This window comes from Spirosoma pulveris, from assembly GCF_054781875.1.
The window spans coordinates 255719-270447 of the sequence record NZ_BAAGTO010000004.1; the positions used below are offsets into that span (position 1 = coordinate 255719).

Sequence of the window (14729 nt, forward strand, 5' to 3'; positions counted from 1 at the left end):
CATGAAAAAACGTACACACTATATACTCGCCCTCACCGCCACGCTCAGCCTCACACAAGCCGCTGTTGCCCAAAAACAACCCGTCGACCTCGTTAATCCGCTGGTCGATGCGGCTAATTCGCGCTGGTTCTTTTTTAACTCGGCTTCCCGTCCGTTTGGCATGGTCAACCTCAGTCCCGACAATGGAATCAATGCCGACTGGGGCGCGGGCTATCGGTATCATCAGGACAGTATCAAGTGCTTTAGCCATATTCACGGCTGGCAGTTATCGGGCGTGCCGGTGATGCCAACGACCGGGGAGTTCAAGGGGCATTTGGGCGCCGAGCAGTACGGCTCGCGGTTTTCGCATCAGAAAGAAATCGTAAAAGTCGGCTACCATAAAGTGGTACTTGATGCCTACAACATCACCGCCGAACTGACGTCGACCACCCGTGTCGGCTTTCACAAATACACATACCCAGCTTCGGCCCAGAGCCATATTCTGTTTGATTTCTCCACCTTCCTGGGGCCGTCGGATACGCAGAAAGGCTACGTGAAAAAGGTGAGTAATCAGGAAATTGAAGGCTACGCGATTATGGCGTCAACCGTTCGTCGACCGAAAGTACTGCCCGTTTATTTCGTCGCCGTTTTCGACAAACCGTTCGATTCGTTCAGGGGCTGGCGGAACGGAAAGCTGGAAACGATCAATGGCGTGATTGAGGGTGAACGCGTGGGGACGTACCTGAGCTTTAAAACCAAAGCGGGTGAGGTGCGGAAGATGAAAGTCGCCATTTCGTACGTCAGCGAAGAACAGGCCCGCATAAACCTCAAGACCGAACTGCCGCACTGGGATTTCGAGAAAACCGTGCAGGAAAGCCACTCTGACTGGAACAACTGGCTGAGCCGAATCGAGGTGCAGGGCGGCAGCGACACCACCCGAAGCCGCTTTTACACCGACCTCTGGCATGCCCTGCAAGGCCGACGCATTATCTCCGACGTAAACGGCAAGTACAGCGACATGACCGGTCCCGAACGGCGCATCAAACAGATTCCGCTGGATGCCAACGGTAAACCTAAATTCAATCACCACAACTCCGACTCGTTCTGGGGGGCACAGTGGACCATTAACACGCTCTGGCATCTGGTGTACCCGGAGGTTACCGAATCGTTTGTCAACTCGATGGTGATGATGTATCAGGATGGCGGGCTCATTCCCCGTGGACCGGCGGGCGGCAACTACACCTACGTGATGACCGGTGCTTCCACCACGCCTTTCATTGTGAGTGCTTACCTGAAGGGCATCCGGGGCTTCAACATCGAAAAAGCCTACGAGGGTCTGCGCAAAAACCATTTTCCCGGTGGCATGATGAGCAAGGCGGGGTACGAACACAACACGTTTAAAGGGGGCGGCATCGAATTTTACCTGGATCGTGGGTACGTTCCCCACCCGATGAGCACGACCCGCTACGGTTTCCATCAGGACGGCTCGACTCAGACCCTGGAATACGCCTATCAGGATTATACGCTGGCGCAGATGGCCAAATCGCTCGGTAAAACCGACGATTATACCCTGTTTATGAAACGGGCGCAGAACTATAAAAACATCTGGAACCCTAACCTGGGCTGGATGTGGAACCGAACGCTGGGTGGTAAATGGGCCGAACCGGTCGATATTCTGCGCTACGATAACGGCTGGGAAGAGGGCAACGCGGCCCAGTATACCTGGTTTGTGCCGCATGATGTACAGGGGCTGATTACCCTCATGGGCGGACGGGAAGCCTTTACCGCTAAGCTGAACAGCTCGTTCGAGAAAGCGCAGCAGCATGACTTTGTGTCGGGCAAGTCGCACGACAAAGAGACGCTGGAAGAACTGCGCCGGGTATTTCTCAACTACGGTAATCAGCCCAGCATTCAAACGGCGCACCTCTTCAACTACGCGGGAGCACCCTGGCTGACGCAATATTGGACCCGGCAGGTCGTCGAGAAAGTATACAGCGGCCTCTCCCCCGATTACGGCTACAGTGGCGACGAAGATCAGGGGCTGATGGGAAGCCTGTCGGTGCTGCTCAAAACGGGCTTGTTCTCGACCAACGGCGGCACCACGCCCGAACCTTTCTACGAAATCAGCAGCCCGATTTTCGACAAGATCACGATCAAGCTCAATCCGAAATATTACAAAGGAAAACAGTTTGTGATCGACGCGAAGAACAACTCGGCGCAGAACCTCTACATTCAGTCGGCGCAACTGAATGGGAAGGCCCTCGACCGGCCCTGGATGCTGCACGAAACGGTCGTCAACGGCGGCACGCTGACCCTGCAAATGGGCGACAAACCGAACAAAGCCTGGGGCAGCAAACCCGAGCAGGCACCCGTCTCGATGTCGTCGGAGGCTGCAAGACGATGAAGTTTGGTGAAAATAGGTGAGATGAATTTGTCATCCCGACGCAGGAGGGATCTTCGCTAGGCGGACTATTTTTTACTTCTACCGAAGATCCCTCCTGCGTCGGGATGACAAAAGACTCATAAAATAATTAAGCCTTAGTCCTTATGAAGCGAAATACGGCAGCGGGTTTAGTAGTGTTCATGCTGGCTATTTGTTTGGCCGGGTTCGTTGCGGACCCCATTGAGGGGGCGTGGGAATACACCATCAAGCTGGACGAAGAACTCTCCGGCACTCTGACGCTGAGCCGAAAAGAAGCGACCTACATCGGCGTTTTACGCTCATTTGAATACGGAGCCATCCCCATACAACCGTTGACGATTGAGGGTAACACGCTGAATGGCCGCTTTATGCTTCGAAAAACAGCCTACCAGCTAACCGGCGCGTTTTCCGGCGATACGTTTACGGGTACCGTTTCGTCGGCCACAAAAACCTATCGGATAACCGCCCGACGGCCGGTAGAACCTGCCGTTGCCTACAAGCCGCCCACCGTTTCCTACATTCTGACAGATCAGGAAGTGAGCAACTCTGAAACCAACCTCGACCATGCCGGGTTACTTGCGGATTTCGACCGGGACGGATTTACCCGTGGCGAGCGGATTTATAATGCGATCTGTATCAATTGCCACGGCCATCCGGAGTCGGAAGGGTCGATTCCCATGTCGCATAAGTTTTGGGCGCAACGGTTCAAGGCAGGATACGACCCGTTTTCGATGTATCAGACCATTACCAAAGGATACGGATCCATGCCGCCCCAGATGACGCTCAGCCCGCAGGAGAAGTACGACGTAATCGGGTATATCCGGGAGAATTTCGTCAAGGAAAAGAACCCCGGGCAATACCTGCGCGTAACGCCCGGCTACCTCGCCAGCCTGCCAAAAGGAACGTCGAAAGGGCCTGCCGTGCAGCCGTATCATCCGTGGTCGGACATGGATTACGGGAATTTCTTCATCAACACCTACGAGCTGGCCGATTCGGCAACGGGCATCAAACGGTTTCACTCGCCACGGCCCGTGCCCTACGCGGATGAATATTACCGGAAGAATAATTTTGCCTATAAAGGCATTGCCGTGCGGGTCGATACCGGAGTTGGTGGCGTATCGGCCGGGAAGGCCTGGATGATCTTCGACCACGATGTTATGCGCGTTGCCGGTGGCTGGACGGGCAAAGGGTTTATCGACTGGGAGGGTATTCTGCTCAACGATAATCACGAAACCTACCCCCGAACCATCGGCCAGCTGCACTTCGAAACCCCCGTTGGGCCGGGCTGGGCAAATCCCGTTACCGACTCGTTCGACGACCCTCGATTTACGGCGCGGGACGGTCGCCAGTTTGGGCCGTTACCCAAAACGTGGGCCAACTATAAAGGGTTGTATCATTACGGGAATGCGGTCATTATTGCTTACAGCGTCGGTCAGGCCGCTATTTTGGAAAAGCTGGGGATGGAGACAGTGGAGGGGCAACCAGTTTTTACCCGAACCCTGACCATCAATCCGGCGCAGCAGCGGCTCAAAACCAGAGTGGCGCGGGCGGGCACTAACGTGGCAGTCATCGGTACCGGTGCATCGCTGAAAGAGGAGGACGGGTACGTTGTGCTACAGCTTTCGGCTACGGCGAAAACGACCGTCAAGCTGTTCATGGCCCGGTCCGGCAGTAAACCCCTGAACGAGTTTGCCGCCCGTTCACCCAAACCCGAATCACTCGATAGGTACACCAAAGGCGGGAAGCCGCACTACCCGCAAACGCTTTACACGACCATTACGCCGGGGAAAAACGACGGGTTGTTTGCCGTCGATCAACTGTCGCCACCCTACGACAATCCGTGGAAGTCGCGGATGAAGCTCAGTGGTATCGACTTCATGAGGAACCCCAATGTGGCGGTTTTATGCACCACGGATGGCGACGTGTGGCGGGTTACGGGCCTGACCGATGCCAGGGGGCGGCTTGGCTGGAAGCGCATCGCGTCCGGGCTTTTCCAGCCGCTGGGCATTAAAGTACTGAACGAAAAAATATACGTTACCTGCCGTGACCAACTGGTGCTACTCCGCGATCTGAACGGCGATGGCGAGACTGATTTTTACGAAAGCTTCAACCACGATCATCAGGTAACCGATCATTTTCACGAATTCGCTATGGGCTTGCAGGCTGATAGGGAAGGGAACCTGTATTACGCCAAAAGTGGCCGTCACGCCCGCGAAGCCCTGATTCCCCAGCACGGAACCCTGCTGAAAGTTAGCAAAGACGGCGCTACTACACAAATTATTGCCACTGGGTTCCGGGCCGCTAATGGCGTATGCATCAACCCCGACGGTAGTTTCATCGTGACCGATCAGCAAGGCTACTGGAACCCCATGAACCGCGTCAACTGGATTGACGGCAAGGGAAAATTCTACGGTAATATGTGGGGCTACAACCCGCCCAACGACTCGACCAAAGCGGCTATGGAGCAGCCGCTGGTTTGGATCGATATGGAGTTCGACCGGTCGCCGTCGGAGTTGCTCTGGGTGGATAGTAAGAAATGGGGCCCGCTGAACGGTAGCCTGCTCAGTTTTTCATACGGCTATGGCAAGATTCAGCTGGTGCTGCCCCAGGACGTGAACGGCCAGAAACAGGGTGGCGTAATCGACCTGCCGGGCGTTAAATTCCGCACCGGCATCATGCGCGGGCGCTTCAACCCCGCCGACGGGCAACTGTATGCCTGTGGCATGTCGGCCTGGGGGACGTCGCAAACGATTAAAGGGGGCGATTTCTACCGGCTTCGCTATACTGGAAAACCCGTCCCGCTGCCCACTCGGCTGGGGGCCGAAGCCGATGGCGTTACACTGACGTTTGCCAGCGAGCTGGACGAGAAAAATAGCCGTAATCCCGGAAATTATACCGTACAGTGCTGGGATATTCGGAGGAGCCGGAAATATGGGTCAGACCGATACAACACGCAGACGATGACCATTGCCAATGTGAAATTGAGTCAGGATAAAAAGACCGTGAAACTTATGCTCCCCGACATAAAACCCACCGACATCATGACCATTGCCTATTCGGTGACGGATGCGAAAGGGCACCTCTTTAAAGGCAAGGTGCAGAACACGATTCACCGATTGCAAAAAGCCAACAACCAGCTTTTCGCCGGGGTCAGGTGATGAGTTGGCTTTTGTCATCCCGACCGGTCCGCCGGTGCGGCCAGGAGGGATCTTCGGTAAACGCTAACAATGCCTTCTATTACCGAAGATCCCTCGTGCCTCGGGATGACAAAAGGGAGCATAATTAACTTTTTAGATCAGCCATAATTCACGTCAACTACTGTGAGAATTATAAAAAACTCCGAACGTAAGATGATACAGTTCCGGCCGCAAAGCTGGCTGCTGCTTTTTCTGGTTCTACTGCTCTTCACGAGCGGTAAGCCAGCGGTTGGACAATCTGTCAAACGCCCGAATATTCTGTTCATTCTGGCCGATGACATGGGTTTTTCGGATATTGGCTGCTATGGGGGTGAAGTCAACACGCCGAACATTGACAAACTGGCGGCTGGCGGCATCAAGCTGCGGAGCTTTTACAACAACGCCCGCTGCTGCCCAACCCGGGCCTCACTGCTGACGGGGCAGTACCCGCATACCGTCGGCATGGGCCTGATGGTTACGATGCCCAATGCGGCTATTCAGCCGGGGAGTTATCAGGGATTTCTGGATGCGCGTTACCCGACCATTGCCGAACGGCTGAAAGAAACAGGCTACAGTACTTACATGCTCGGCAAATGGCACGTGGGCGAACGGCCCGAACACTGGCCCCTGAAACGCGGCTTCGACCATTATTTCGGCCTGATCTCCGGCGCGTCGAGCTATTACGAAATCGTCCCGGCCGAAAAAGGCAAGCGGTTCGTCGTGCTTGATAATCAAGAGTTTACCCCGCCAACCGACGGTTTTTACATGACCGACGCCTTCACGGATTATGCCGTTCAGTACCTCAACCAGCAGAAGCAGCAACAGGCCGACAAACCCTTTTTTATGTATCTGGCCTACACCGCCCCCCATTTTCCGCTGCACGCTTACGAGTCGGATATCGCCAAATACGAAAAACTGTACGCGCAGGGGTGGGATGTGACCCGTACCCGGCGCTACCAAAAAATGCAACAGCTCGGGCTGATCGACAAGCGATACCAACTGACGCCCCGCCCTGCCGATGTACCCGCCTGGAAATCAGCCACCGATAAAGCACAGTGGATTCGGAAAATGGCCGTGTATGCCGCCATGATCGACCGGATGGACCAGAATATCGGTCGGCTCATCAAGACCTTAAAAGCCAACGGGCAGTACGACAATACGCTCATCGTGTTCATGTCGGACAACGGGAGTTCCAACGAAAATATGGAAAGCCGGAAGCTGAACGACCCCACCAAAAAGATTGGCGAGCGCGGCTCGTACGTCACGTATGATACGCCCTGGGCCAACGTATCGGTTACGCCGTTTCGGAAATACAAGCGATTCCTGCACGAGGGCGGCATGATTACACCCTGCATTATGCAATGGCCACGCGGCATCTTGCCAAAAACGGGCTACGTTGAGGGCGTCGGCCACGTTATGGACCTGCTGCCCACCAGCCTTGAACTGGCGGGCGTTCCCAACAAAGCGTCGCCAGCCAGCGATTTGCCGGGTAAGAGTCTGTCCTATCTGTGGGCTAACAAAAAGACTGAACCGCGCACCTATTGCTGGGAACACGAAGGCAACAAGGCCATCCGCAAAGCCGACTGGAAGTTGGTGAAAGATACCGAAGACGCCGATTGGGAGCTGTACAACCTCAAAGCCGACCCCTGCGAAACCAACGATTTAGCCAAAAAACAACCCCAGCTCGTAGCCAGTCTGCGCGCCGACTATGATAGCTGGGCGCAGAAAGTAGGTGTTCGCGAGCGTCCGGCCGGGAAGTCGGAGTAGCGGGTTGCAACAGGATCAATCTACACGCATAACATCTATACCGAATGATATTTACGCATTACCAGCTGCACGATGTGTGGCGTCAGCAGATTTTTGGCAATTTTACAGATTCAATCAAAACCGAAATCCATCATCACGGTGTTGTGATATTGCGAGTCTTTCCGGAAAAATAAACAGACGAATACTCAATAAATATGGCTAAGACAAAACGCTTTACGTTAGCAGTTGCCTCCTTAGTATTGCTTGCCAGTGGTATGGTTGGTTTTCAACAAATCTCTGGCACCAAACCTGCTTTTTCGCTCGATGATTATCGGGTGGAAGATGGATTCGAGCTAAAACTCATTGCGTCGGAGTCGTTGCTGAAAGCCCCCGTCAGCATGGATTTCGACAACAAAGGTCGGATGTGGGTGGTCGAAATGATTGGCTACATGCCCAATCTGGAAGGAATTGGTGAGGAAGAACCCACCGGCCGAATCACTATTCTGGAAGACCGGAACAAAGATGGCGTGGCCGACCATGCTAAAGTGTTTCTGGATAAACTCGTGCTGCCAAGAGCCTTGGCGTACGTGTACGGTGGACTCTTGTATGTCGATGGTCCCAAACTGTGGTTCGTTGAGATCGTCAACGACAAGCCAGGCAAAAAAACACTGGTCGATCCCATTTATGCCGAAGGCGGCAACGTGGAGCACTCGTCGAACGGGCTGATGATGAACATGGATAACTGGATTTATAACGCCAATTATAACTTCCGGTATCAGCTGAAAAACGGCAAATGGGTGAAAGAACCGACCACCGACCGGGGGCAGTGGGGCATCACGAGAGATAATTTCGGGCGGCTTTATTACAACAACAACTCCACCAATTTGCAGGGCGATTTCGTGTTGCCCAACAAAGTAATCCGAAACAAATACTTTAAGCCCGTTATCTCGGAGCATCAGCGTCTGGCTAGCAATCGGGTATATCCCATTCACCAAACGTCCGTCAACCGAGGCTACCAAACGGGTGTGCTGGACGAGAAGGGAATACTAAAAGAAGTGACGGCGGCCTGCGGTCCGCTGGTGTATCGAGGTGGTGCGTTTCCGGACGGCTTCAATCAGAATGCGTTCGTCTGCGTGCCCGAAGCCAACCTGATCAAACGGAACATTCTGACCTTCAAAGGGCTTCAAACCACGGCCAGTCAGGCAACGGAGGGTAAAGAGTTTATAGCCTCGACGGATGAGGGATTCCGGCCCGTAAACCTGTTCGATGGCCCCGATGGTGCTATCTACGTGGTTGACATGCACCGGGGCATCATCCAGCACAAGGCGTATATCTCGCAATACCTGAGCGAACAACTGGCCAGTAAAAAACTGGATACGCTCCAGAACGCGGGCCGTATTCTGAAAATAACGAGCAAAGCCAACAAACTCAATCCAGTCCCCGATTTCACCAGGGCGACGACGGCGCAGTTAGTCGCCTTGCTCAGTAGCCCCAACGGTTGGCTACGGGATCGTGCGCAACAGGTATTGATTCAAAAGAGAGACCTGACGGTTGTCAATCAATTGCTCGCGTTGAGCAAAGGCGGAAACGAATTATCAACGGCGATTCATGCACTGTACGTGCTGGATGGTCTGAACGCCCTTACGTTCGATAATCTGAGCGCCATTGTAAAGCAGTCGAAGCAGCCCGAAACCATCGCGCACGCCCTGGGCCTTCTGGAGCGATTCGCCACACCACAACGGGTAGCCAGCATGAAGACCATGAGCACCGAACTACTGGCTCGGAACAACGAAACGATCGACCTATACCTGTCGATGGCGCTGAACCCGTGGCTGAAGCTGTCGGATGATACCTTCCTGCCCATTCTGTCGGAAATAGACAAAAAATACGCGACGCAGAAAGTTGTTCAGGAAGCCCTGACCAGCGGCCTCGATGGAAAAGAAGAGGTGTTTCTGGCATCGATGAATCCGAGCGATTTTCTGAAAAATAACCTGACGCAGACCATCAATAATCGGCTGAAAAAGCAGATGAACTCGATTTATGTGGTCGAAGTCAACGAGGTCGATAACCGCACAAAAGGCTTGAAACTGTTCCGAACCATTTGCGCGACCTGCCATGGGGCTGATGGAAAAGGGATTCAGGATCTGGCCCCGCCCCTCAAAGGCTCCGAGTACATCGACGGGTCGATGAAGCGGCTGGCTTCCATCATTCTCCACGGCGTCAGCGGACCGATTCACGTGAACGGTAAACTCTACCAGCTGAACAACGAGATGCCCGCCCTGCTTAATAACAAGGATATTAGCGATCAGGACATTGTCGACATTATTCAATATACCCAAAACGCCCTGGCGAAAGAAGGGAAACGGGTTTCAGCCGCTGATGTCAAAAAAATGCGAGAGCGCAAACCCGCCGGGAGTGGCGTCTTGACAGAGAAACAATTGCTTGAAGATGATTTCGAGAAGTAAGCAGGCCAGGATTGTCTTAGCGGCAGTTTAATATTGTTGCTATTGTGTAAAAAAATCACTTTCTGAAACCACTTAGGTCCGGGAAGTGATTTTCTTTTTAAATGTATACAGGTATATATAGCTCCGGGAACGTTACCGGTAACGATTGCATAAATAAATAAATCAATAATTTATTGATAATATCCCAGACAAAAAGGTTAGAATTACTTAAAACATATCCGTATAAATACTTATTTTCAGTAACCTGTATGTCAAAAATGGTAACGTCTATATAAAGATGCGCTTGGTTGACTGATAGGATTGTTTCAATATGTATTGGTTACGGTTTTGGCTGTCATTAGTTGCTACCCGCTATGCAGTCTGACAGCTTGCTTCTTCTTCAAGTTTTCTACCATTTCTAACCTTTTACCTTATGTCTAACCTTTTACGGTACAGAAGCAGGATGCTCGTTGCGGGTGTTCTGTGGGCGATGATTTTTGTGGCTCAACTACAGGTCTCATTCGCCGGTAAGTCTGCCAATTGGCTTACTAACAGTGCTTTACAGAAAATTTCCGGTACAGTGTCCGATGAGAATGGCGCTGGTTTGCCGGGCGTGAGTATTTTGAAAAAAGGGACCACAACCGGCGTCACGACCGATATCAGTGGTAAATACAGCCTTGACGTCAATACGGGCGATGTGCTGGTGTTCTCGTTTGTCGGTTACCTCAAAGAAGAGATTAAAGTAGGTAACCAAACGGTGCTGAACGTTAGCCTCAAGCCCGATACGAAAGCACTGGAAGAAGTAGTCGTAACGGGTTACGGAAATCAGAAACGGGCTGAGTTCGTCGGTTCGTCGGCAGCTATTAAATCGGCGACTATTCAGGAAATGCCCGTTACCAGTGTAGAAAGCGCCATGCAGGGCCGCATGACCGGTGTGCAGGTGCAGCAGAGTTCGGGCCAGCCGGGAGCCGGTGTCTCCATTCGGGTGCGTGGCGTAACGTCCATTGCGGGGGGCAATGAGCCGCTGTTTGTTATTGATGGTGTGCCGCAGTACAACAACGATAACCGGGCACTTAATGGCCTGTCGGCCTTCAATTCGAGTGACATTGAAAGTATCGAAGTGCTGAAAGATGCTTCGGCAACGGCTATTTACGGGTCGAGAGGGGCCAATGGCGTGGTGCAGATTACCACCAAAAGCGGCAAAGCGGGCCAGAATAGAATCACTTACGACGCTAGTTTTACCAATCAGACCATCCAGAAAAAGCTGGATCTGATGAACGGAACACAATACCTGGATTTCGTTAAACGATACTACACCAACTCGAACCTGGCGATTCCGGCGGAGGTGACCAACGCCACCAACGCCAATACCGATTGGCAGGATCAGGTGGTGCGGTCGGCTTTGCAGCAGAACCATACGCTGAGTTTCTCGGGCGGCACCGATAAAACCCAGTATTACGTATCGGGTAACTACCTGACCCAGCCCGGCATCATTCTGGCCACCAACTTCTTCCGGGGCTCGCTGCGTTTCAATCTGAATACCCAACTGAACTCACGGGTGAGCCTGCGGACGTATATGACCGTCGCCCGGACCCAGTCGAACGGGTTCTCATCGTCCGATAACTCGCCTACTCGTTATATGGGCAAAAACGGCGTTGGGGCTATGGTACTGGCCTCGCCTACGGTAGCAACGTATAATGCGGACGGGACCTACGGCAACCCGCGTCCGTTCTCGTTCAGCGGCATCGACGTAGAAAACCCGCTGGCTTTTACGAAAGAGTCGCTGGATCGGAATACCGTAACCCGTTTTCAGGGCGGGATGGATTTCAGCATCAAGCTGATTGAGGGTTTAACGAACACCACGCGTTTCGGGGCCGACTACTTTACGGCCCGTGGCGACTTGTATTTCCCGATTGTTCTGGCGCAGTTAAGCTCCGGCGTGGGCATTGGCCAGTTGACAACGACCAACTCCATCAATGTCGTCGCCGAAGATTTTCTGGAATACAAAAAGAAATTCGGGAAGGTCGATTTCGAGGGTGTTGTCGGCGGATCGGTTCAGGCGGCCCAGCAGGACCTTATCCAGTTACTGGGATCGAAATACATTAATGACGATTTGAAAAACTATAACTTTTCGGCGGCAGGTAGTGTATCCAAACCCGTAACCGACATTGTTAAGAACAACCTCGTTTCGGCATTTGGCCGGTTGCGTTTAAATTATAACGACCGGTACTTATTTTCAGCCAGTCTTCGGCGGGATGGCGCGTCGGTCTTCAGTAAAAACAACAAGTACGGTATTTTCCCGTCGGTAGGGTTGGCCTGGAGAGCGTCGGAAGAGGCATTTATTAAGAAGTTCAGCGCCCTGTCTAACCTGAAAGTACGCGGCAGCTGGGGCCAATCGGGTAACCCCGCCATTCAGCCTTACCAATCGTTGCTGGTTGGCAACATCATCAACACGGCGCAGGGAGCCGGTTCGGGGTTAGCGGTTGGCCTTTCGCCCACGCTGCCCAACGACAACCTCACCTGGGAAACCACCACGCAAAGCAACATAGGCCTCGATGCCGGGCTGCTCAACGACCGGTTCCGGGCGTCGCTGGACTTCTACGTCAAGAATACCCGATCGCTGCTCGCCACCGTTCAGTTGGCACCGTCAACGGGGTACAACACTATCATCGACAACGTGGGCGAGGTGCAGAACAAAGGGTTCGAGCTGGAGTTAGGTGCCGATATTCTGAACACCAACGACCTCCGCTGGATGATCGACGCCAACCTGTCGATCAATAAAAACAAAGTCGTTGCCACCAAAAACAACCTGCCGTTCAGTTCCGGCAATTCCCGAATCACCCCCGGCGACCCGCTTTCGGCGTTCTATGGCCCGAAAACGAAAGGGATGGATGCCAAAGGCGAACTGGCTTTCGAAGACCTGAACAACGACGGTATTATTGACGGCCGGGATAACCAGTTGCTGGGCAGCCCCTACCCAACCTCGATCATTGGCGTTACGAACAGCATCCGCTATAAGCGGGTCAACTTCACCATGACCTGGTCGAGTGTGCAGGGCAACATTATCGACAATCAGCTGCTGTTTACGTCGGCGACACCCACGCCCGCCTACAACCGGGTTGCCAACATCTACGACTACTACCCGAACCCCAAAGCATCGGACATTCACCGACGGTCGGAACTGTTTCTGGAAGATGGAGCCTACATACGGATGCGAAACATCCGGCTGGATTACCGGCTCCCGATGGGCAACCAGAAAGTTGTCAAAGCGGCCAACGTCTACCTGTCCGGCCAGAACCTGATTACCCTGACGAAGTACAAAGGATACGATCCCGAAGTGAATGCTTTTAGCGGCAATTCGCTGCAGCAGGGCGTCGATAACGGGGCTTATCCCGGCGTTAAATCCGTCACACTGGGTCTTTCAATCAGTCTTTAATCTTAACTGACATTCAGGCAATGAAACATACATACATTCTCCCCCTCACCCTGGTTTTCCTGATGGGCGTTTTGTCGGGCTGCGAAAAATTACTGGACGAAGTACCCCCCGCCAAATACCAGATTGCTGTGTTGAATAAGCCCCTGCTCGATGCGTTCGTCATCGGGGCCTACGAGCCGCTTTCCCGTTCGAGAGGTCGGCTTTGGGAGTCGACCCTCACGCGCGACGTGGAAGGGTGCGCCGAGTACTGCCAGTTGCCCGCAGGCGGTGGTACCAACTACATGAACTACAATTTTGAGCCGCAGCGTGGAGATAATACTGCCCGCTGGACCACTTTCTACGAAGCCATCGGCAAGGCAAACCTGATCCTGAAGACCATTGAGGACGACAAGACGCTGGCAACGGACATCAAAGCCCCGTTCAAGGCCGAAGCCCTGTTTATTCGGGCAACCTGCTACTGGTGGCTGACGCGCATGTTCGGTGCCGTACCCCTACGCCTGACGCCTATTGCGAACTCCAACGATACGGCCCTGCCGTTGTCTGATTCGAAAGTGATCATCGACCAGCTCATCAAAGACCTGGCGTTTTGCGAAACGGCGTTGCCGCTGAAAGTAGTGGATGCCAGCACCGGACGGGCTACCCAGGGCGCGGCTAAAATGATGCTGTCCGAAATTTACCTCTGGAATAAAGAGTACGCCAACGCCCGCACCAAAGCCAAAGAGGTGATCGATAACAAAGCCAAATACGGCTACGATCTGGTCCGGTCGCTGGAAACGCTCTATTCCCCTTCGGCACCAACCAATTCCGAAGAAATCTTTGCCATTAAATTTTCGCAGCAAAAAGCGCTGGGTTCGTTCCTGCCGACTTACGCTTTTGAAGGCCGTGCACTACAGGCGGGGCTTGCCGCCCGGGGTATTTCGGCGCTTATGGTTCGGAACGCGCCGTTGATTCGGAACTGGGACCGGAAAGATTTGCGCCGAAGCTGGAACCTGATTGACTCCATTACGATCAATGGCGTAAAAATCAGGGCCAATATGATTCCCGATGCGGCCTTTATGTTCGGTAAGTATCGCGACGGAGCCGCCCCGGAAGAAACCGCTTCGGGCAACGATTTTTACCTGTACCGTTTTGCCGAAGCCTACCTGATTTTTGCCGAAGCAGAGAATCAGCTCAACGGACCAACGGACGCAGCCTACGACGCCGTCAATCAGGTACGACGGCGCGCCTATGGTGTCGATTTAGCCCGCGCCAGCACCGTGGCCGACTTCCCGACTGGCCTCACCAAAGCGACTTTCGACGATCTGATCTTCCAGGAGCGGGGCTATGAATTCATGTATGAATGCAAACGGTGGTGGGATATGGTGCGTACCGGCCGGGCCGATGCGCTGGCGAAAGCGGCCGGTAAAACACCCACCGGCGGAAGCATTGCTCGATTCACGTATTTCATACCCGATGTCGAGCTGACCAACAATCCATTGATCAAGTAAGGCTGGACTTCACCTTATCTTGACCATGCCTCCCGCCTA

6 protein-coding genes are annotated in these 14729 nt (G+C 53.4%); all 6 read left to right on the forward strand.

Annotation, left to right across the window (positions count from 1 at the left end):
- Position 1 precedes the first annotated feature (1 nt).
- The 6 genes from ACYVJM_RS16960 (at position 2) to ACYVJM_RS16985 (ending at position 14690) form a co-directional block, all read left to right on the forward strand.
- Positions 2-2383 (forward strand): GH92 family glycosyl hydrolase, encoded by a 2382-nt coding sequence (locus ACYVJM_RS16960; protein ID WP_461149413.1) that lies wholly within the window; start codon positions 2-4, stop codon positions 2381-2383.
- 143 nt (positions 2384-2526) lie between these two features.
- Entirely contained in the window at positions 2527-5559 is a 3033-nt protein-coding gene (locus ACYVJM_RS16965) for a DUF6797 domain-containing protein (protein ID WP_461149414.1), read from the forward strand.
- Positions 5560-5751: 192 nt separating this feature from the next.
- Complete coding sequence (locus ACYVJM_RS16970; protein ID WP_461149415.1) at positions 5752-7344, forward strand: arylsulfatase; 1593 nt, start codon at positions 5752-5754, stop codon at positions 7342-7344.
- A 194-nt stretch (positions 7345-7538) separates the two neighbouring features.
- Entirely contained in the window at positions 7539-9788 is a 2250-nt protein-coding gene (locus ACYVJM_RS16975) for a PVC-type heme-binding CxxCH protein (RefSeq protein ID WP_461149416.1), read from the forward strand.
- Positions 9789-10200: 412 nt separating this feature from the next.
- Positions 10201-13203: a SusC/RagA family TonB-linked outer membrane protein gene (locus tag ACYVJM_RS16980; RefSeq protein WP_461149417.1), complete on the forward strand. Its 3003-nt coding sequence runs from the start codon at positions 10201-10203 to the stop codon at positions 13201-13203.
- Between the two features lie 20 nt (positions 13204-13223).
- Complete coding sequence (locus ACYVJM_RS16985; RefSeq protein ID WP_461149418.1) at positions 13224-14690, forward strand: RagB/SusD family nutrient uptake outer membrane protein; 1467 nt, start codon at positions 13224-13226, stop codon at positions 14688-14690.
- Positions 14691-14729: the final 39 nt, after the last annotated feature.